The following is a 21598-nucleotide window of genomic DNA, read 5'->3' as shown; positions in this document are numbered from 1 at the left end:
TGATTTCTCAAATAAGTTGTCATGGCAAATTATTAACGATAACCAAGTAATAATTTCAGAAGACTTACAAGTTTCTAATATGATAAAAAATCATAATTTGGCAAAAAGTATTCAAGATGTATCATGGCCAGAGTTTACAAGACAACTAGAATATAAAGCAAATTGGTACGGGAGAACATATCATAAAATAAGTCCCTGGTTCGCTAGTTCTCAGATTTGCTCTGAGTGTGGAGCAGTAAATAAGAAGGTTAAATTGCTATCAATAAGAGAGTGGACTTGTGAGGAATGTAAAAACATTCATGATAGGGATGAAAACGCATCAAAAAATATTCTAAAACAAGGAATAAAAGAATTAGGTTTCGAAGTAGCTATATAATAGATTATAAAAATTTATATAGAGGAAATGTAGGGTAGGAACTTATCCGAAGTATAACGCCCATGGAGTTAGTAGGTTACGAGGACAATGATGTGGGAAACTTTATTAGTAATGATAGAAGCCCGTCACTTCAGTGATGGGAGGTTCACACAGATGACTACTTAGTATCTGTAATAATAAACGATGAAACTCTTATGTTTGGAAAGAAATACAAAGTGTTTTATGAAATTTCTAAGTGAAAATTGGATTTTTTCAGGGGATGATGATAGTACACGCAGCTTTTGGTGGGATAAAGGTAAGAATATCTATTTCGGAGAGTGGCCTTACATGTGCATTCAAGAGAATATTGGTATAATTAATGGACACAGTAAAAAAACAACTAAATCCATTTATGTAGCTTTATCAACTTTTGAAACTTGGCAAGCTTTGAGAAGCTTTGCATTAAGCAAATTTCAGGAGGGGTCAACATTCAATGCTGAGGGTGATGATATAAAAAATAAAAGAGCTCTTAATTTATATACAGCCAATGATTGTGGGGTGTTTATAAATAAGGGAAATCCTTTTATTAAAGAAAAATTTTCAATAGAACTAAGAAAATATAACGAAATTCCGGTTAAAGGTACACTAAAGGTTGATTCAAAGAACGGGTCGGTGCGTGGCATAGAAAAAAGCTTTGAAGATAGGACATTAGCTATGGAGGCATCTACATCAATGTCGGAGAAATATGATTCCGATATTATTTCTGTTAAAGTAGATTTAGGTTTATTGTTTTTTGAAAAGAATGTTGCTTTATTTAGAATTAAAGATGTAGACTTCAAAACAGAGATAAAAAAATATAAAGGATTTAATATTTATTCAATAAACAATGGGCTGATGACCATTAAATCCTCTCCGGATTTTACAAGTGGAATATATTCATTAACCTATAAAAACGAGGAATATCTCCATAGTAACTTTCCAAATTCAGAAATGCGAACATGGTATAATCCGTGGTTTGGTGGAATGCAAACTGTACCTAGAAATTGGTATGTTGAATCTAAAAGTTTATTAAATGAAAAAGTTATAACAAGCTTTGTTAAAATAACGGATACATGTGGAAATGAGTGGCAGGGTATTAAAACCTCCTTGAATATAACTAAAAATGAACAATATAAAGGCTTAAAAATTAATGAATATTATTTAATGCTACCAGGAGTTCCTGTATTATGTCATACTTCTGAAATTACAAATAATACAGGTGAATTTATGAAGGACATGCTTTTAGCGCATAAAAATTTCTTTAATATTGGAAACGATATGATAAAGAATTTTATTACCTTTAAAGATTCTAATAATGAAATAAAAACTTACAGAGCGGGAATTGAGTTTTGTGATATTTTCCCAAGTTCATCACTGCTTTACGGAAATTATGATTTAGAGAATAAACTCCAGATATATATAAACCAAGAAAACTCCATGGCAAGAGCTACGATAAGTGTAGATGATAATGTTTATCTACTTACAAGAAATTTAGATATACCTAATAATAGGAGTATATTTACAAATCCAATATTCTACATTTTAACAGATAACCTAATGGATGAAATTATGCTTGATAGCTTGAAAAACACCTGTTTTAGTTGATTACAGAAGTGAATATATTTGAAGAGCCCGATGCGGTAGTTCCGCAGGACGGGATTTGTACGGGGTGCACTGGGTAACCAGTGTGGCTACCGTGACTTTTATTAAGTGGAGGTATATATATATGGGAAAAGAATTATCAGAAATGACGCTAGAAGAATTGTGGGAGCTATTCCCTATCATTTTAAAAGAACATAATACAGATTATACAAATTGGTATGAAATTGAAAAACAAAGACTTTTAGATTGTGTTGATAAAAAAAATATTATACGTATTAATCATATAGGAAGTAGTGCCATTGAAGGGTTGATTTCTAAGCCAACAGTCGATATTTTATTGGAAATAGATAATGAAAGTAATCTTGAACAATTAACAAATACCCTACTACATGATGGTTGGATATTAATGTCATCGCAAAAAAAACCATGTATGCACATGGCATTTAATAAAGGATATACAAAAGAAGGCTTTGCAGAAAAAGTATATCATTTGCATGTTCACTACTATGATAACTGGAATGAATTATATTTTAGAGACTACCTTATGGACCATGAAGAAGTTGCTAACGAATATGGTAAACTTAAATTAAGTCTAATAGAGAAATATGAGCATAACCGAGATGGATATACAGATGCTAAATCTGATTTCATTTTGAAATATACAGAAAAAGCAAAAGAAGAATATACTGATAAATATAACCCAAAGTAGATCTATTGCAAAAATTTCTTGTATTAATGCAAAAAATAGGATTATTTATGTAATGATAAGCAAGGGGGGCATTATATTTGTCTATAAAAGAAACTTTGAACAAAATAAGAGAAGAACAATCCATTTTATTAACAATAAAACAGAAAATTTTAAAAGTGCTATTAATCTTTGCTTTTGGAATGCTTCTTGGTTTTATAGCCAAATATAGTGATACGATTCCTTCAAACAGCCTAACGGGAAGCATTTGGTCTACTGTCAGCAACATAACTACCGGGTTAGGTATTTGGGTTCTGTTGGCTACAATAATTGCTGCTTGGAGCAATAATCCGGGAATTGGAGCAATAAAGGTTTTTGCATTTTTTAGTGGAATGTTGTTGGTGTATTATTTTTATTCAATGAGGTTATTTGGCTTTTTCCCCACTTATTACTTTATCCGTTGGGGTGCAATATCTTTAGCAACGCCAATAGCAGCCTATATAGTATGGTTTAGCAGAGGAAATGGATGGATTGCAGCGTTATGCGCCTCAATGCCCATTGGCTTGTTAGTTTCACAAGGTTATCCTTTTTTTTATATGTTTACAATGACATTGGGATTTGATATTTTTTCTGCTATTATATTATTTCTAATTTTACCAATGAATAAAAAACAATGGTTACGAATTTTTATATTGACATTACTCATAGTGCTTATGCTTAGAAATTCAAGTGTTCTATCATATATATTTGGTGGTCTATAAATAGAACCTGACGAAATGAGGATAATCTATGGTCACAATGAGTCACATTTTTCATAAGTTACGTCACAGCTGTAGAAAACTGCGAACTACAGATTATTTATATTTTAGGAAGTGATAGTAGTGAATATTTTTGGATATAATCGCATTATTATTGTTGGTAATAATGGTAGCGGAAAAAGTTTTTTTTCTAAAGAATTGTCTGTTATCACGGGTTTGCCACTCGTTCATCTTGATGTTGAGTTTTGGCGTCCTAATTGGGAAAAACCACCCCAAAAAGAATGGATAAAGAAACAAATGGAGCTTACATCAAAGGAAAAATGGATAATCGATGGAAATCATACGGACACAATGGAGTTGCGATTTAAAGTGGCGGACATAGTTATATTTCTTGATATAAACCGTTTTGTATGTTTGTTTAGTGTTTTTTTAAGAAATGGTAAAAAGCGTTCGGATACACCTCAATTTCTCGAAGAAAAATTGAATAAGGAATTTTTACGTTTTTGTAAAGGGTTATGGTGTTTCTCTAAAACACGTAAACGGACCATAAAGAATTTACATAAAAAATATCCCGATAAACCGTTTTTCGTTATTGATAGCAGAAGAAAAATGAAAAAGTTGTTAAATCAATGGAGAGATGAAAAAGCTTAATATTATTTAAATATATCATCTGTCTTTGTAGAATATTATAATTCTATTTTCAATATATGGTAAAAACGATAAAAACATGATAAATGGGCGACTATGTTATAAACAATGGCGATTTATTTGGGAGGAAATGTAGGGTAGGAACTTAAGATGAGAGGTGCGCTTTCTATATATACTTTATTTTTACTTATTTAAACAATTCAGCAGGGGAGATGTGATTATGAGTATATTATGCAAAGGTGATACAGTAGGAATAATTTCATGTTGTGATGGAATAGGAAATGAAAATAGTGAATATATAGAGGAAATCGAAAAAACATTGAATGCCTTGGGTCTAAAGGTTCAATATGCAAAAACAATTTACAGGACAAAAGGTCCTTTTGCAGGAACAGGAAAAGAGAGGGCGGAGGAACTAATGAAATTATTTAAGGATGATAATATTAAAGCGATTTTTGATGTTTCAGGGGGGGATTCTGCTAATCAAACTTTAGGGTATCTTGACTATGAAGTTATTAAAAAGAATAATAAGCCTTATTTCGGAATGAGCGGCTTATCAGTATTACTAAATGCACTATATAAATGTGCTAGGATAGAAACTTATCACTACACAATAACTGAGTTAATTGGTGAATGTTCAGAAGAGCAAATAAGCAGGTTTCAAGAAACATTATTAAATGGAAAAGAAGATATTTATAAAATTAATGTAGAGTGGATTCAAGGAAATGAAATGAGCGGTATAGTTATAGGTGGAAATATAACAGCCCTCTTAAAATTAGCAGGGACAAAGTATATGCCCGATTTTGAAGATAAAATATTGTTGCTAGAAAGCTTGGGAGGAGCACCTAATCTAATAGGTTCATTACTTTATCAATTAGATCATATAGGAGCTTTTGATAAGATTAAGGGGATTATTTTGGGGAGCTTCACTAATATGCAGGAAAATGGTTTTGTTCCAGATGTTAGAGAATTGGTTCTAGAGGTCCTTAGAAATAGAGATATTCCAGTTGTTAAAACTGATGATATTGGACATGATCCTAACGCTAGATGCATAGTAATAGGGAAGTCTATTCATTTAAAGAAGTAGTGCAAGTGGAAAATCAAAGTGTTCAACAGTATCGCTTATTAGTTTGAAAAAATTAGAATGAAGGGATAATATGCCAGGTCCTATAACACATTTGGCAATTGCCAATAGAATAATAAAGGCATTACCCCATGGGATAATTACAATACACGAATAACTTTCGTGTATTTTTTGTAATTAAGTGGTTAAAAATAAATATAAAATAAAAACTGATATTTCTATTGCTTTTTATTTTATATGTGTTATTATATTGTTATATCGTAATATATTAATATAACAATAAATATAAAAATATATTAAAACTACAAATTATATTTTCCAAGGAGGTAAAAATTATGTTTAATTCAAATGTTAAAAATGTCAGTGCAGAAGAAGCTTATAAACTTATAAACGAGGATAGTGAATTTATTATTCTAGATGTAAGAAGTAAAGAAGAATATGATGATGGTCACATTCCAGGAGCAAAGCTTTTTCCAGTTCAAGTTCTTCCTATGAAACTTGCTGAACTCCATGAATATAAAAATAAGCCAGTGCTTGTTTATTGTGCATCTGGTGGAAGAAGCCCAAGAGCAGTGGATACTTTGGAAAATAATGATTTTAAAAACATTTACCATCTAAGTAGAGGATTATCTTCTTGGAGATACAATGTAACTAGATAATACCCATATGGAAATTTAGGAAAGAGGAAGAGCTATGGATACAGATTATACAAAATACAATGAAATTGCTGATATCCTAAAAGTATTGGCACACCCTATTAGGTTATGCATAGTAAAAGGTATATTAGAGCAAGGTGAGTGTAATGTTTCCCATATGCAGACTTGTCTTGAGATTCCTCAATCTACTGTATCTCAGCATCTACAGAAATTAAGATATGCTGGTGTAATAGAGGGCAAAAGGCATGGCCTTGAAGTTAACTATAAAATCAAAGACGAAAGAATAATAAAGTTAATAAATTCAATTTTAATATTGAGTTAATAAATAGATTTAAAAAGTAAAAGGAGGAATATTTGTTATGAAAAAAGTATTAATTGTAGGTGGAGTAGCTGGTGGAGCTTCAACAGCAGCCAGACTTAGACGACTAGATGAAAATGCAGAAATAATTATGTTTGAAAGAGATGAATACATTTCTTTTGCAAATTGTGGTCTGCCTTATTATATTGGTGGAGTAATTAAAGATAGAGATAAACTTTTAGTACAAACACCTGAGAGTATGAAAGCAAGATTTAATATAGATGTAAGAAACAACAGTGATGTAGTAGAAATTGACACTTCCAAAAAAACTGTAACAGTTAATAGTAAGACTCGCGGTACTTATGAAGAAAGTTATGATTATTTAGTGTTATCACCTGGAGCAAAAGCAATAAAACCTAATATAGAAGGTATTAACAGTAAACGAATATTCACTTTAAGAAATATACCAGATACTGATAATATAAAAGCATATGTGGATAAAAAAGGCATTAATACTGCTGTAGTTATTGGCGGAGGCTATGTTGGCGTGGAAATGGCTGAAAACTTAAAAGAAAGAGGACTGAGTGTCACTATAGTAGAAGCAGCTCCTCACATAATGGCTCCTTTTGATACAGATATGGTTTTAACAGTTGAAAAGGAAATTTCAGATAATGGTGTGGAAATAATTTTAAGTGATGGAGTAAAAGCTTTTAAAGATAATGAAGACAGTGTGGAAATAATTTTAAATAGCGGCAAGAAACTAAGCGCTGATATGGTTATATTGGCTATAGGAGTAATTCCTGATACTGGATTTGCAAAAGAAGCTGGTATTAAAACAGGGGCTAGGGGTCATATTTTAGTAAATGATAAAATGGAAACTAGTGCACAGGGTATATTTGCAGTAGGAGATGCTATTGAAGTTGTAGATTTTATAAACAAAACAAATACTGCAATACCACTAGCTGGTCCTGCAAATAAACAAGGTAGAATCGCAGCTGATAATATTGCTGGTTTAAATACTACTTATAAGGGAACCCAAGGAACTTCAATTATTAAGGTATTTGGCTTAACAGCTGCAAGTACAGGTAATAATGAAAGAACACTAACTAGACTTAACATTCCGCATAAAGTTATATTTGTTCATCCTGTATCACATGCATCTTACTATCCTGGTGCTCTTTCAATGACTTTAAAGCTTATTTTTAATGATGATGGTAAAATTCTTGGAGCTCAAGCTGTGGGTTATGATGGAGTTGACAAGAGAATAGATGTACTTGCTACAGTTATACGCCTGGGTGGAACAGTAACTGATTTAACAGAACTTGAACTTTCCTATGCACCACCTTTCTCCTCTGCTAAGGATCCAATAAATATGGCAGGTTTTGTAGCTGAAAATGTATTAGCTGGAAGAATGGATGTATTAACCACAGATGAGTTTATGGCCTATGATAAAAAGAATGCCACAATACTCGATGTTCGTACTGAAATGGAATTTAGTAATGGGCATATGGAAGGTGCTATAAACATTCCTGTAGATAGTTTGAGAGAAAGAATTGGTGAACTTGATAAAAGCAAGGAAATTCTTGAATATTGTCAGGTAGGACTTCGTGGATATGTAGCTGCAAGAATTTTAGCTCAAAAGGATTTTAAGGTTAAAAACTTAACTGGAGGATATAAATCAGTCTCAATTTCAAATTTTAACCCAAATAAAGTTGATACAGGTGATACACCAAAAAGACAGATTTTAGATCCTGATACTCAAGTTATAAAAGACGGAGTAGATAACGATACTTCTAATTACGATAAAATCCTGGATGCTTGTGGTTTATGTTGCCCAGGACCATTAATTCAAGTAAAAGCTAGTATTGACGAATTAAATGATGGTCAAATATTAAAAGTTACAGCTTCTGATCCTGGTTTTTATGAGGATATTAAATCTTGGTGTAATAAAACAAACAATGAATTGTTAGACTTAAGAAAAGAAAAAGGTATGGTTTATGCTTTCATAAAAAAAAAAATAACAATCTCACAAAAGTAAATAAATCCTTTTCCTCAGATACAGTTGAAAAAAATAATAAAACCATGGTAGTTTTTAGTGGTGATTTAGATAAAGCCATTGCTGCCTTTATTATTGCAAATGGAGCAGTTGCAATGGGCAGTAAAGTTACGATATTATTCACTTTCTGGGGACTTAATATCTTAAGGAAACCTGAAAAAGTATCTGTAAAAAAAGGAATAGTGGATTCAATGTTTGGATTTATGATGCCAAGGGGAAGTAAAAAGCTTAAACTTTCCCAAATGAACATGATGGGTCTTGGAGCTAAAATGATTAGATCAGTGATGAAAAATAAAAATATAAGTTCTCTTGAAGACTTAATAAAATCAGCAATGGATAGTGGTGTTGAAGTAGTTGCTTGTTCAATGTCCATGGATGTTATGGGAATTACGCAAGAAGAACTTATTGATGGAGTAAAAATTGGCGGAGTTGGCTATTACTTAGGTCAAGCTGAAGACTCAAATGTAAATCTATTTATTTAACATTTTAAGAAGTATGGATGATTGTTTCCATGCTTCTTTTTTCGATGAAAAAGCTATTAAAATATTTCGCAGCTAGTAAGTTGATGAAGTCAATAATTTTAAAATAAATCATGCTTCAGCTCTGCCCATAACTTAACAGTATTGACCATTCTTGTTTTGGCAGTTTTATGAATGCCTATAATAAGTATATTCAGCATAACCTCTCTTCAAAATCTGCAAACGCAGCGAAATATATCTCATAGTGTCAAGAACTTTTACGACTGCGGGAGTACAGATAGACGGCAGAAAGCATGGACCGCCCCTTTCTGGAATGTTCTACAAGTATATCTGTGGAGAGGAGGAGGTTATATGAGAAAAAAATACTTTAACTTCCATAGCGTATTTGCGCCTGAGATAAGATCTTTTCTTAAATTACGCACCGCTCAAGGTCATGTAATACGCCATGAAGCCTATACATTGGAAACACTGGACATTTTTCTCGTGGAACATGGACTATCTTCATACCTCTACTACTGGATTTAGGTTATCAAAGAATTTTCTGAAAATACATATTTATTAATTAAATAGTACCATTATTAATCTTTAATCTTTAATCTTTAATCTTTAATCTTTAATTTTGTAAACAAATCTGATACAAAAACTATACTTAAAAACCATAATATCGTTATAATTATAGCACTTAAACGAAAATTAGATTTAACTAAATTAATTAAAACTAATGATCCGACTCCACCTCCGATTCCTCCTATCCAAGAACTGTTTTTTTTATTATCCACAATAATTATTTTTTTACATGTTGAGCATTTAATTCCACTAAAATTTAGTGGATTCCATGTTTTCCAAAATGGTATTTTATTATTACAGTTAGGACACCTTAACATACTTCTATTGCCTCCTATTTAATTAATGAAATATGGCTCATAATATACTATTATACAAAAAAATTAATAGTTATTTCAAATATTTAGAAAATTGAATATAAATTGTTAGGTAAATTTTTAATGAGACAATACAACGTACGAAATATCCTTTTTACGTATGCTAGCCTATTTGATACGTGGAACTTAACTACATTTTGACTACAACAAGCATTAACCTTTATTATTGGATAAATTATCATACTTCTTTTTATAAGTTTTCCAAGAATTCTTGGACATAAAAAATCCTAATATTATAGAAAACACTAATAAACAGAAAAATTTAAAGTTTATACAATTTTCATTTTATAAATACCACTCACTGTTATCAGAATTATAACATAGTTTTATATTTGTATATACTAATTTTGGTTAAATTAGAAAATACTTTTAGTTTATCAACACCACAGTATTAACTTTTGCATAACTTTTAATTTTATTTATATTAAATATGAATATTGTATACCTTTTCCTAAGTTCATCATAAAGAATGTAAGTAATATGCCTATTAAAAATAGGTAAAGCACATAAACCAGTAAAAGAGCGAATAATCATCTAAGAAAAAGCAACAATAATGCGGTTTCTTAGCAATATATGCTATAATTATACTATGATAAATAATAATAAAAACAACAATATAATAGATAATACAAATGAATATAAAATATAAAATCTTGAAAATAAGTGTGCTATGTTAGCGGCATCAATGATGAACTCGCTACAAAGCTTAAATGGTATGAGGAACGGTTTCGTTACTGATTGCAAATTTTATATCATAGAATGCATGAACACTTGTTAAAGCAGGATATACTTCATGCTGATGAGACAACCTTTCAGGTACTTAATGAATCAGGCAGAGCCACAATAACAAAATCCTATATGTGGCTATTTCGTACTGGACGGGTAGACCCTTCCAAATAAAGTTGATACAGGTGATACATCAAAAAGACAGGTAATGGACAAATAGAGTCATACTCACCTAGGAAATTATAAACGGGAAACTCAGTATTGGGCTTCCTATTTTTAAATATATTTATTTTAGATTACTTATTGCCAAAATGGTTAAAAGTATATATACTTTACTTGAGAATCTAATTAGGGAAGTGGAGTTGTATATGATTAAAATTCTAGAGGAATTATCTTGTCGAGATTTAGAAATCCTAAATATAATTCAAAAAAGGGGACCCATAACAAAAAAACACTTACAAATTGTTGCAAATATAAAATTAACCACACTAAATAGAGTTATGAAAACTCTTGAACATAAAAAGATAATAGTGGAATATGGAGAGTCAGAATCTACTGGAGGAAGAAAAGCAGTAGAGTATGATGTATCCCAAACAGGATTTTATTTTATAGGGATAGACTTATCAAGAACTTATGTAAAATTAATATTAACTAATATGAAGTTGTGTATTTTAAAAAAAGAAGAATTTCTTATGGATGAAAGCTATTCTCCTGAAAAAACGCTTGAAAAAATCATTCTTATAATAGAACAAATGGTATCTGATTTAAACATTAAAAAGAATGAAATTCTGGGAACTGGTATAGGTACTGTGGGACCGATAGACAGAGAAAAAGGAATTATATTAAATCCTAAAGGCTTTTTTAATAGCAACTGGGTTAATGTACCTATAAAAGCAATGATTGAAGAAAGACTTGAAATTCCTTGTTTTATAGATAATGGGGCTAATACTGCTGTTTTAGGTGAATATTTGTATGGTAAGGGAAAAGACTTAAAAAGTGTTGCATATATTCACTGCGGCATTGGAATTAGGTCAGCAATAATAAGAGATGGCATTATTATTAGATCAATGAACGATAGAGAAGATGCTTTTGGACATATGATTGTAGAGCATAATGGGGAAGTATGTAGTTGTGGTAATTCTGGCTGTATTGAAAGCTATTCCTCCATAGATTCAATCCTTAAAAAAATAAATACAAAAACAAAAGATAATAACAGGTTAATAAGTGAAATTAATTACAGTGAAAAGTTGAAAGTAGAATTGCAGAACAATGACATTGCAATAGAAGTAGTAAATCAAGGTGCTGAGATTTTAGGTATTGGTCTTTCAAATCTTGTGAGATTACTAGATCCTGAACTTGTGATTCTAAGTGGACCATTGATAATGAATTTTGAACATTACTATGAAAAATCTATTGAAATCTTTCGCAGCATAAATCTTATGGATAATAGAGTTATATTCAGCAAAGGAGGCAAGTTTCAAGAAGATGTTATTGCCCTAGGGGCTGCATCTATGGCAATGGAAGTTTATTTGAAAAGTATTTAAGTGATAATAAGGTTAGGAGTGATGGTATGAACCCAGTAGCGTTTTATGTATTTGGATTTGGTGTAATGTGGTATGGGATATTTATAGGAATGGGATTGGCATTAGCTATAATATTAGCAAAATATACCTGCAAGTGTAGAGATGTTAATTATGACTCTCTTCTAGATGTAGTGCTTATTTCTCTACCAATTGGTATTATAGGCGCAAGGCTGTATTATGTAGCTTTTGAGTTCAAAGATTATAAAGATAATTTAATAGATATATTTAATATTAGAGGAGGCGGACTTGCAATTCATGGGGGGATTCTGTTTGCCCTAGTAACTGCATTTATAATTGCAAAGCGTAAGAAGATGAGTTTTTTTAAAATGACAGATGTTGTGGCACCCGCAATTATTATAGCTCAAGCTATTGGAAGATGGGGAAACTTTTTTAATTCAGAAGCCCATGGTGGTCCTGTATCTTATGATTTTATAAAGAATTTTCCATACTTTATACAAAAAGGTATGCATATAGATGGAATTTATTATCATCCTACTTTTTTATATGAATCACTATGGAATTTCACTGTGTTTATAATACTAATGATTATTTTAACAAGAACTAAAAAAGTTGGAATTGTATTCTTTACTTATGTTGGGCTATATTCAATTGGTAGATTTTTTATAGAGGGTCTGAGAACTGATAGTTTAATGTTTGGGCCTTTAAGAATTGCGCAGCTAGTAAGTTTATTCGGAATTGTAATCTGGGTGGTATTTTTAATTTTATCTAAGTATAGAAAAATAGAGCTTTAACATGTGGGAGGAAAGTCAATGACAAATACTATATTGTTTATTATAATAGGAATCATTGCAGGAATATTAAGTGGAATGTTTGGTATAGGTGGAGGAGTTATAATTGTCCCTGCATTAGTGTTTTTATGTGGTTTTAGCCAGCTAAAAGCACAGGGAACTTCCCTTGCAATATTATTACCACCAGTTGGTATATTTGCTTTTATTGAATATTACAAAAAAGGTCAGGTTAATGTTAAAGCTGGTGTTTTAATAGTGATTTTTCTAGTAATTGGGTCGGTGTTTGGATCTAAGCTAGCTCAAAATCTTCCTACCGAGGTCTTGAAAAAAAGCTTTGGTATATTAATGCTTTTAATATCTCTTAAAATGATATTTTCAAAATGAATTTTAAATTATACATAATATCTTAGTGAGTTTCTGATGATAACTCTTGTTTGGCTAATGAATATGGGTTATTTTTTTAGTATAAAAAAGCAAAGGTTACACACAATAAGATAGGAGGTGTATATTATGGATATAACTTTATCACAAAAGGAAAGAATGTTACTTGAGGATCAAAAAAATCATGAGCAGATTTGTATTGAGAAATATATGAATTATGGTAGTCAAGCTAAAGACACTCAATTAAAACAAATATGCAAGGCTAACGAACAAATGGAAAGAAGTCATTTAGATAGCATTAATCAATTATTAAGTGGTAGCATTCCTCAAATGAATCAGCAGCAAAATCAAAATTCAACTCAAGATGTGAATAGTATACAATCAGTTGGAACTAGTTTATCTGATAAGGACATGTGTACAGATTTATTAATGACAGAAAAATTTGTTTCAGGAGCATACGATACTACTATTTTTGAATTTAGGGATACTGGAGTCAGGGATGTATTAAATCACATACAAAAGGAAGAGCAAAAGCACGGAGAAGCTATATTTAAGTATATGGAAAGCAAAGGAATGTATAGTGTTCAATAATATAAATTAGTACATATTATTGAATGTAGTGTAAAATAAAGACAGTAAATTTAGATTAAAAAATTTACTGTCTTTATTTTTAGAATTATATTATTTTTACAGAATCTCCCTTTTTTATTTTGCCACCTTTAATTACTTTACAAAACAAACCTTTGCTAGGTAAAAGACTTATACCAAAGGTTCTGCTAACTATGCTAGGATGATCCTCTTTACCTAGCTGGGTTATCTCTAAAATAACATCTGTTGCTAATCTAATTTTGCTTCCAACTATTAAACTAGATAAATCTAGCCCATCAATTAGAATATTTTCTGCAAAATCTCCGGGTCCAATATTTAAGTTATGTTCTGTATTAACTTTTTGAATACTAGACCAATTAAGACAAGTTATTTGGCGAACCCAATCACCTGCGTGCCCATCATTTTCTATACCGTAGTTTTCTATGATATTAGCTTCGGGTACTTCTTTTTTTAGCTGTCCTCGCTCTAGACTAAGCGATATTGAATATATAATTCCTTTGCTCATTTAAATCATTCCTTCCTGTTTCATTTTAATCAAACTTCATTTCATAGTCAACTTTATCTATTCAACCGTAACCAATAATTAGGGTTTAAAAAGGATAAACATAATGTTTCTACATTTTATCTTTTAATGGTAAAAAACAAACTTATTGTTGGTGCGGTATCCTATGTCCTTTGGAGGAAGTATTTTAACAAGTTTATACAAAGTGCATAGCATACATATTATATGTTTATATGTTACATATTTATATATTACATAATTAGCATTTGACAATAATTATAAATGGTAGTAGTATAAAATTGTCAAATGCCAATATAGATACAGGAAATGAACTTGTATTATATAAAAAATTTACGGGATTGGGGATATTATATGTATAGCGATAAGGTAATGGAACATTTTATGAACCCAAGAAATGTGGGGGAAATTAAAGACGCTGATGGAATAGGTGAAGTTGGAAATGCGCAGTGTGGAGATATAATGAAAATATTTATTAAGGTAGAAAATAATATAATAGTAGATGCTAAATTTTTGATTTTTGGATGTGGATCGGCTGTAGCATCGAGTAGCATGGCAACTGAGATTGTTAAGGGAAAAACGCTTGAAGAAGCTTGGAAAATTACTAATAAAACCGTTGCAGATTCATTAGATGGACTTCCAACAATTAAAATGCATTGTTCAGTTTTAGCAGAAGAAGTCATACATGCAGCAATCAATAATTATAGGGTTAAGCAGGGATTGGAACCTTGGATGGATAGTCTAGTAGATGATAATGGCATTGTTAACTAAAATAAATAAGTTAACGGTGACATTATTTAAATTAGAAATGTTAAAAAAATAACTAGTATACTGACTAGTTATTTTTTGAATGTGCAATGGGTATTATTTGATATTAATACTAATGAAAATTATGAATATATTATAAAATTAGAAGAGGGTAATGATTATGTTTAATGAAATCGTTATTGTACGTGGAGGTGGAGATCTAGCCACTGGTACAATTCATAAATTACATAGAAGTGGATTTAGGGTATTAGTTTTAGAAATTCCAAAACCTACTTCTATAAGACGAAGTGTATCTTTTAGTGAAGCAGTATATGATGGAGAAATAGAAATAGAAGGACTTACCAGTGTTCATGTATGTTCTTTAAATGAAATAGAAAATGCGTGGAGTAATAATAAAATACCTGTAATTATAGATACAGAAGGTAAATATATTAAAAGTATAAAACCAAAAATTGTAGTTGATGCAATTATTGCAAAAAAAAATATGGGGACAACAAAGGATATGGCGGATATTACCATAGCACTTGGACCTGGTTTTATAGCAGGTAAAGATGTAGATATTGTAATAGAAACTAAAAGAGGACATAGTTTAGGCAGGTTGATTTTTAAAGGACAAGCTATTAGAAACACAGGGATTCCAGGGGTTATATCAGGATATTCTAAAGAAAGAGTAATCCATTCGACTTGCGCTGGAATAATGAAGAATATTGTTGATATTGGGGCTATAGTTAAAAAGGATGAAGTTATTGCATATGTAGGTGATGTTCCAATTAAAGCAACAATACCAGGATTATTAAGAGGTATTTTGCGAGATGGAAGCACTGTAACTAAAGGATTTAAAATTGCAGATATTGACCCAAGGTTGTCAGAAAAAATGAATTGTTATACTATTTCTGATAAAGCAAGAAATATAGCGGGCGGAGTATTAGGTGCAGTACTTTATTTAAGGCACAGTGAAATAAATAATAAATCAGTATGTTAGTCTATTTTGTATTATGAAAAGGAGGAACAAATAATGAATAGAGAATTGTGGAATAAATGTGTGGAATTCCATGGACATCAATGTCCAGGGCTTGCTATAGGATTTAGAGCCTGTGAAATAGCAACGAGTGAAATGAAATTGAAATTTTCATCAGATGAAGAATTAGTATGTGTAACAGAAAATGATGCTTGTGGAGTAGATGCAGTACAAGTTATTACTGGGTGTACATTAGGCAAGGGTAACCTTATATATAGAGGTACGGGTAAAATGGCATTTTCTTTTTTTGACAGGAAGAGTGGAAATTGTATAAGGTTGATTTTAAAGAAATCTGAACTTGAAATGAGTAGGGAAGAAAGGCAAAAATACATCTTAGAAGCACCGGCTAATGAAGTTTTTAGTATAGAAAAACCACATTTTGAAGTGCCTAAGTCTGCAAGGTTATTTGCTACGATTATTTGTGAAAATTGCAGAGAAGGTGTTCCAGAACATAAAATTAGAATAAGCAATGGTAAAAAACTTTGTTTAGATTGCTTAGATGAATATTCGAGGGGCTGGTAATTTTTTTATTATTGGCGTTTGACAATAACGAAAAATAAGAGTAGTATGAAATTAGCAAATGCCAATATCTATATATGCAAGAAAGTGTAAATGAGAGTAATAAATTAAATTTTAATTTTAAAGCATCAAATCAACTAAAAAAATTTGGAGGGATAATAGTGAAAATAGTAATTTCAGCAACAGGAAAAACTAATGAAAGTTTACTGGATATGAGATTTGGAAGATGTAATTATTTCCAAATTTATGATACCGAAAATGGAGAAGTTTTAATTTTAGAAAATAAAGGACAAAGTTGTAGCGGTGGAGCAGGTATTGTGGCATCTAATCAATTAATTGAAGAAAAAGTAGATGTAATTATCACAGGAAATCTTGGACCTAATGCATTTGAACTTGTTGAAAAAGCAGGAATTAAAGCATATAAGTGTGGAACAATAGCCATAAGTTTAGTGCTTGAAAAATATAATAAAGATGAACTTGAAGAAATAAAAATGTCTGGTCCTGCATATCATGGAGCGAATTAGTAGAGTTAGAGTGGAGATGAGTATATGACGAATATAGCAGTACTTAGTGGAAAAGGAGGAACAGGTAAAACTACTGTTTCGACTAATCTTGCCCTTGCACTAAAGTCAAATTATATAGATTGCGATGTAGAAGAACCAAATGGTTTCTTATTTTTAAAGCCTGAAATAGATAAAATAGAAAAAGTTATGGTGGAATATCCATTTATAAATGATAACAAATGTACTGCTTGTGGAGCTTGTGTAAATGCATGTCAATTTAATGCTCTTGCAAAAGTAAAGAATGATATTATGTTGTTTGAAAAATTATGTCATGGATGTAGAACTTGTGAAATTGCATGTAAATATGATGCTATAACTTATAAGAAAAGAGAAACTGGAAAAATTGAAAGTGGTAAAATAAGAAACATAGATTGTAGTAGAGGAATTTTAAATGTAGGTGAACCTATGGCAGTACCTGTTATTAGAAAACTTCTCAAAAATTTATCAGGCTATATTAATTTAATTGATTGCCCACCTGGAACCTCTTGTAATGTAGTAAATGCACTAAAATATGCTAATGCAGCAATACTTGTTACAGAACCTTCAGAGTTTGGACTTCATGATTTGAAAATGGCTGTAGAACTTGTGAAAATGTATAAGATACCCTTTGGAATAATTATAAATAAAGATGATGAAAAAGATAATATAGTAAAAAAATATTGCAGAAAAGAAGAAATAAAAATAATAGGCATTATACCTTATAGTAAAGAGACTGCAATTCTTTATTCTAAGGGGGAAATACTATACGATGATTTACACCATAAAACAATATTTGATAAAATTTCAAAGGAGGTGTTACTTTGGAATTAGTGGTTTTAAGTGGGAAAGGTGGAACTGGTAAAACTACCATTGCAACAGCACTAGCTGAACTTGCTAAAGATGTAATAAGAGTAGATTGTGATGTAGATGCACCAAATCTTTATATGTTTTATAAAGGAAAAGATATAGAAAAGAATGGATTTATTGGTGGTAAAAAAGCTGTTATAGAGAAGTCTCTTTGTATTAAATGTGGTAAATGTGTGAATGTATGTAGATTTAATGCTATAAAGAATTTTAAGATAAATCCATTTGATTGTGAAGGTTGTGGTGCTTGTAGCTTAGTATGTCCACAAAATGCAATAAAGCTAACAAATGAAAAAACAGCAGATACATTCATTACTGAATTGGATAAAGGCATAATTTCAAGGGCAGAAATGGAAATAGGAAGTGATGGCTCTGGAAAATTAGTAATGCAATTAAGAAAAAATAGTGAAAAATTCAATGATAATGATAAGATAACTATAATAGATGGTTCACCTGGTATTGGATGTCCTGTTATAGCTTCAATAACAGGTAGTAATGCTGTATTAGTTGTTACAGAACCTACAAAATCAGGTCTGGGAGATTTAATGAGAGTAGTAACATTATGCGAACATTTTTCTGTATTTACCATGGTTTGCATAAATAAATATGATATAAATGAAGAAGTAGCTGCAGAAATAGAAGACTTTGTTAATGATAAAGGTATAAAATTAGTAGGTAAAATTCCATATGATGATATTGTTATGAAATCCATAAATGAATTAAAACCTATAACTTATTATAAAGAGAGTATAGCTGAAAAAGCTATTGAAGATATGTGGATTAATATGAAAAAATTTATGGAATTAAAAATGTAAATATTAAAAAGTAATATGTGTTATTAGTGGTAAATTTTAAGGAGGAAACTAATATGAAAATAGCAATTGCAAGTCAAGGTAAGAATGTAAGTGGACATTTTGGACATTGTGAAGGATTTATAATTTATGATGTAAATGAAGCTAAGGTATTAAAAAAAGAATTAGTTGAAAACCCAGGTCATAAGCCTGGATATTTACCTGTGTTTTTAAAAGAATTAAATGTAGATCTTATTATAGCAGGTGGAATGGGTGATGCTGCTCAACAGTTATTTGAAGAAAATGGAATAGATGTTATTGTTGGAGCTCATGGTTTATATGATGATGCAATACAAGAATATCTTAAAGGAGAACTAAAGTCTTCAAAAAATACTTGCTCAGAACATGATCATGAAGGGGATTGTAATTAACAATTGTAAAGGATGATTTTATGAATGATGATTTAATACCTTTTAAAAAGATTTTAAAAAGAAATGGTTATGAATTTACAACGCAAAAGCAATTAATATTAAGAACTATTTTGAATAATAAAACTCATTTAAATGCAAAAGAAATATATGAAAAAATAAAAGAAAAGAATATAGGTCTTGCTACGATTTATAGAGCTTTAAGGGCATTTAATGAGCTAGGGATAGTAAAAGAAATAAGTATTAATCGTATAAGCTATTATGAAATGAAAATATTTAGTGGAAAGCCTCTGCATATTCATTTTAAATGCTATAAATGTAATAGTATAATTGATGTTGATAGTCAAAATTTAAATGTTGATTATCTAAAATTAAATAAAAAAATCGAAATAGAAAATAATTTGGAAATATATGATTCAAATATTATGTTCATAGGAGTATGTAGTAAATGTAGGGAGGAATTATTATGAGTAAAGTTCAAGGAAATATGAAATCATGTCTTCAACCAATGGCTAAAGTGATAGTATCTTGCAGGGGCACTGATGGCAAAAATAATGCGTTAGTAGTAGCTTACTGTTGTAATTGTAGTTATGATCCACCAATGATTATGGTAGGTATTGTACCTTCAAGATATTCTTATAACATTGTGAAGGAAACTGGGTGTTTTGTTGTGAATCTTGTCACAAAAGAACAAAAAGAAATGTTTGACTATTTAGGTAGTCATAGTGGTAGGGATGAGGATAAATTTTCAAAACTTAATATTGCAGTTGAAGAAGGAATAAAGGTAAATGCTCCGTTATTAGCAGATTGTCCTATAAATATAGAATGTAAGGTAGTGGATTCTATAGTTACTGGCTCACATGAAATGTTTGTAGGTAAAATTGAATATGTGCACACTGATAGAGAAATAGTTGACGTTAAAGGGCACATTGACTATTCTAAAATTGATCTTATTTAAAAATCAATTGAATATTTTGAAGGTTAAAAAGCAATAAGAAAGGACAATAATTTAATGAATGATATACATAAATTTAAATGTAACGATGATTATTTTATTTTAGATGTAAGTTCTGGAGCTATTCATGTGGTAGATAATATTATTTATGACATAGTTGATGAAAACGGCATTGAAAATAGAAGCACTGTTCTAAATAAATACAGAGGAAAATATGATGAAAATATTTTAAATGAATGTTATGACGACATAGAAGAACTTATAAAAAAAGAACAATTATATTCTCAGGATGTATATGAGCCTATTGCTAAGAAATTTCAAAAAGAACCTAATTTAATAAAAGCTGTATGTCTTAATATTGCACATGATTGTAATTTAAGATGTAAATATTGTTTTGCTGATGGAGAAGGCTATGATAAGCAAAAAATATTAATGAGTTTTGATGTTGCTAAAAAAAGTATTGATTTTTTAATTGAAAATTCAGGTTCAAGAGTGAATATTGAAGTGGATTTTTTTGGAGGGGAACCTCTTTTAAATATGGATGTTGTTAAAAAAACAGTTGACTATGCAAGAAGTTTGGAAAAACAATACAATAAAAACTTCAGATTTACAATTACTACAAATGCCACACTATTAACCCCTGATATTATGGATTACTTGGAAGAAAACATGGTAAATGTTGTTTTGAGTATTGATGGTAGAAAAGAGGTAGAAGACAATATAAGAATAAAAATTAATGGTGGAGGAACTTATGATGATATTCTTCCTAAAATAAAGAGCATGGTTGAAAAAAGAGCTAAATCTAAAAAACAATATTACATAAGAGGAACATTTACATCGCAGAACTTAGATTTTTATAAAGATATAAAGCACTTTATAGATCTTGGATTTAAAGAAATCTCAATTGAACCAGTAGTGTTACCGGCAGATAATCCTCTGGCTATAAAAAAAGAGTATTTAGAACAAATATATGACCAATATCATAAAATTTTCAATGAATTATTAAAGCATGATGATGTTATTTTTTATCATTTTAATATTGATATTAATGGAGGAGCATGTATTTATAAAAGGATATCCGGCTGTGGAGCTGGGTTTGAATATATTGCTGTAACTCCAGAAGGCGATATATATCCTTGTCATCAATTTGTAGGTAATAAAGTTTTCTACATGGGAAATGTGTATGAGGGTATTAAAAATAAAGAGATACCAACTAATTTTAGAAGATCTAATCTATATAATAAACCAGAATGTAAAAAATGCTGGGCAAGATTTTATTGTAGTGGAGGATGTCAAGCTAATAATTATAATTTTACCGGAGATACATTAATACCTTATGAAATTGGTTGTAATATGCAAAGAAAAAGAATGGAATATGCAATTGCGTTGCAGTATTATAGAAATAAATAAAATACTAGGAAAATATTAGATAGTATTAAGTGCTTGTTAAATTAAAATATAACAAATATAGTTTTTGGCGTTTGACAATAACAAATAATAGGAGTAATATAATATTTGTAAGTGGCAAATGCTTAATATACATAGGA

Annotated in this window: 24 protein-coding genes and 2 pseudogenes; 24 read left to right on the top strand and 2 right to left on the bottom strand. The window is 30.3% G+C overall.

The features are described 5' to 3' along the window. The 9 genes and pseudogenes from ACREV6_RS21275 to ACREV6_RS21235 all read left to right on the top strand — a co-directional run. Positions 1-376 (top strand): RNA-guided endonuclease TnpB family protein (locus ACREV6_RS21275; RefSeq protein ID WP_431580043.1); only part of this gene is annotated, 376 nt, incomplete at its 5' end. A gap of 222 nt (positions 377-598) precedes the next feature. Continuing rightward, entirely contained in the window at positions 599-1999 is a 1401-nt protein-coding gene (locus ACREV6_RS21270) for a hypothetical protein (protein ID WP_431580042.1), read from the top strand. A 121-nt stretch (positions 2000-2120) separates the two neighbouring features. After that, the gene (locus tag ACREV6_RS21265; RefSeq protein WP_431580041.1) at positions 2121-2705 is read left to right on the top strand and encodes a GrpB family protein; all 585 of its coding nucleotides are present in this window, start codon (positions 2121-2123) and stop codon (positions 2703-2705) included. Positions 2706-2782: 77 nt separating this feature from the next. Beyond that, positions 2783-3442 carry a hypothetical protein gene (locus ACREV6_RS21260; protein ID WP_431580040.1) on the top strand — a complete coding sequence of 220 codons (660 nt, stop codon included), beginning with the start codon at positions 2783-2785 and terminating at the stop codon, positions 3440-3442. A gap of 120 nt (positions 3443-3562) precedes the next feature. After that, positions 3563-4090, top strand: coding sequence for a P-loop NTPase family protein (locus ACREV6_RS21255; RefSeq protein ID WP_431580039.1), 528 nt, complete (start codon positions 3563-3565; stop codon positions 4088-4090). A 217-nt stretch (positions 4091-4307) separates the two neighbouring features. Then, on the top strand, positions 4308-5171 hold the full coding sequence (locus tag ACREV6_RS21250) for a S66 peptidase family protein (RefSeq protein ID WP_431580038.1): 864 nt from the start codon (positions 4308-4310) through the stop codon (positions 5169-5171). 332 nt (positions 5172-5503) lie between these two features. Beyond that, positions 5504-5827 carry a rhodanese-like domain-containing protein gene (locus tag ACREV6_RS21245; protein WP_431580037.1) on the top strand — a complete coding sequence of 108 codons (324 nt, stop codon included), beginning with the start codon at positions 5504-5506 and terminating at the stop codon, positions 5825-5827. Between the two features lie 34 nt (positions 5828-5861). Then, entirely contained in the window at positions 5862-6146 is a 285-nt protein-coding gene (locus tag ACREV6_RS21240) for an ArsR/SmtB family transcription factor (protein ID WP_431580036.1), read from the top strand. 37 nt (positions 6147-6183) lie between these two features. After that, a pseudogene (locus tag ACREV6_RS21235) lies at positions 6184-8660 on the top strand (CoA-disulfide reductase). 596 nt (positions 8661-9256) lie between these two features. Here the strand turns inward: ACREV6_RS21235 and ACREV6_RS21230 are convergent. Next, positions 9257-9541 carry a hypothetical protein gene (locus ACREV6_RS21230; protein ID WP_431580035.1) on the bottom strand — a complete coding sequence of 95 codons (285 nt, stop codon included), beginning with the start codon at positions 9539-9541 and terminating at the stop codon, positions 9257-9259. A gap of 795 nt (positions 9542-10336) precedes the next feature. On the opposite strand from ACREV6_RS21230, the pseudogene ACREV6_RS21225 reads away from it, so the two are divergent. From ACREV6_RS21225 to ACREV6_RS21205, 5 genes and pseudogenes are all read left to right on the top strand, one after another. After that, positions 10337-10489: pseudogene (locus ACREV6_RS21225) on the top strand (IS66 family transposase); the annotation flags it as partial. A gap of 203 nt (positions 10490-10692) precedes the next feature. Continuing rightward, the gene (locus ACREV6_RS21220; protein WP_431580034.1) at positions 10693-11868 is read left to right on the top strand and encodes an ROK family protein; all 1176 of its coding nucleotides are present in this window, start codon (positions 10693-10695) and stop codon (positions 11866-11868) included. Between the two features lie 26 nt (positions 11869-11894). Beyond that, the gene (gene lgt, locus ACREV6_RS21215; RefSeq protein ID WP_431580033.1) at positions 11895-12659 is read left to right on the top strand and encodes a prolipoprotein diacylglyceryl transferase; all 765 of its coding nucleotides are present in this window, start codon (positions 11895-11897) and stop codon (positions 12657-12659) included. A gap of 18 nt (positions 12660-12677) precedes the next feature. Next, entirely contained in the window at positions 12678-13040 is a 363-nt protein-coding gene (locus ACREV6_RS21210) for a sulfite exporter TauE/SafE family protein (RefSeq protein ID WP_431580032.1), read from the top strand. Positions 13041-13166: 126 nt separating this feature from the next. Then, positions 13167-13628, top strand: coding sequence for a spore coat protein (locus ACREV6_RS21205; protein ID WP_431580031.1), 462 nt, complete (start codon positions 13167-13169; stop codon positions 13626-13628). A gap of 85 nt (positions 13629-13713) precedes the next feature. On the opposite strand, the gene ACREV6_RS21200 is transcribed toward ACREV6_RS21205, so the two are convergent. Continuing rightward, positions 13714-14151 (bottom strand): MOSC domain-containing protein, encoded by a 438-nt coding sequence (locus tag ACREV6_RS21200; RefSeq protein WP_431580030.1) that lies wholly within the window; start codon positions 14149-14151, stop codon positions 13714-13716. 369 nt (positions 14152-14520) lie between these two features. Here ACREV6_RS21200 and nifU point away from each other — a divergent pair, with 369 nt between their 5' ends. The 10 genes from nifU (at position 14521) to scfB (ending at position 21461) form a co-directional block, all read left to right on the top strand. Then, positions 14521-14937, top strand: coding sequence for a Fe-S cluster assembly scaffold protein NifU (gene nifU, locus ACREV6_RS21195; protein ID WP_431580029.1), 417 nt, complete (start codon positions 14521-14523; stop codon positions 14935-14937). A gap of 157 nt (positions 14938-15094) precedes the next feature. Next, positions 15095-15916, top strand: a complete 822-nt coding sequence (gene yqeB / locus ACREV6_RS21190; protein ID WP_431580028.1) for a selenium-dependent molybdenum cofactor biosynthesis protein YqeB — start codon at positions 15095-15097, stop codon at positions 15914-15916. Between the two features lie 33 nt (positions 15917-15949). Next, complete coding sequence (locus tag ACREV6_RS21185; RefSeq protein ID WP_431580027.1) at positions 15950-16474, top strand: FmdE family protein; 525 nt, start codon at positions 15950-15952, stop codon at positions 16472-16474. A 158-nt stretch (positions 16475-16632) separates the two neighbouring features. Continuing rightward, a complete protein-coding gene (locus tag ACREV6_RS21180) occupies positions 16633-16995 on the top strand; it encodes a NifB/NifX family molybdenum-iron cluster-binding protein (RefSeq protein ID WP_431580026.1) in 363 nt (120 codons plus the stop codon). A gap of 24 nt (positions 16996-17019) precedes the next feature. Continuing rightward, the gene (locus ACREV6_RS21175; protein ID WP_431580025.1) at positions 17020-17844 is read left to right on the top strand and encodes a P-loop NTPase; all 825 of its coding nucleotides are present in this window, start codon (positions 17020-17022) and stop codon (positions 17842-17844) included. Further along, positions 17835-18692, top strand: a complete 858-nt coding sequence (locus tag ACREV6_RS21170; RefSeq protein WP_431580024.1) for an ATP-binding protein — start codon at positions 17835-17837, stop codon at positions 18690-18692. Before ACREV6_RS21175 ends, ACREV6_RS21170 begins: the two co-directional genes overlap by 10 nt. A gap of 53 nt (positions 18693-18745) precedes the next feature. Continuing rightward, the gene (locus tag ACREV6_RS21165) at positions 18746-19099 is read left to right on the top strand and encodes a NifB/NifX family molybdenum-iron cluster-binding protein (protein WP_431580023.1); all 354 of its coding nucleotides are present in this window, start codon (positions 18746-18748) and stop codon (positions 19097-19099) included. A gap of 20 nt (positions 19100-19119) precedes the next feature. Continuing rightward, positions 19120-19566 carry a Fur family transcriptional regulator gene (locus ACREV6_RS21160; protein ID WP_431580022.1) on the top strand — a complete coding sequence of 149 codons (447 nt, stop codon included), beginning with the start codon at positions 19120-19122 and terminating at the stop codon, positions 19564-19566. After that, positions 19563-20054 (top strand): flavin reductase family protein, encoded by a 492-nt coding sequence (locus ACREV6_RS21155; RefSeq protein ID WP_431580021.1) that lies wholly within the window; start codon positions 19563-19565, stop codon positions 20052-20054. The genes ACREV6_RS21160 and ACREV6_RS21155 overlap by 4 nt, the downstream gene beginning before the upstream one ends. Before the next feature lie 54 nt (positions 20055-20108). Next, positions 20109-21461: a thioether cross-link-forming SCIFF peptide maturase gene (gene scfB / locus ACREV6_RS21150; protein ID WP_431580020.1), complete on the top strand. Its 1353-nt coding sequence runs from the start codon at positions 20109-20111 to the stop codon at positions 21459-21461. Positions 21462-21598 lie beyond the last annotated feature (137 nt).

Source organism: Clostridium sp. (assembly GCF_050717515.1).
In the GTDB taxonomy this organism is placed as follows: Bacteria; Bacillota; Clostridia; order Clostridiales; family Clostridiaceae; genus Clostridium_AD.
The sequence above is the reverse complement of the archived record's forward strand: the minus strand, read 5'-3'. Positions and strand labels throughout refer to the sequence as shown.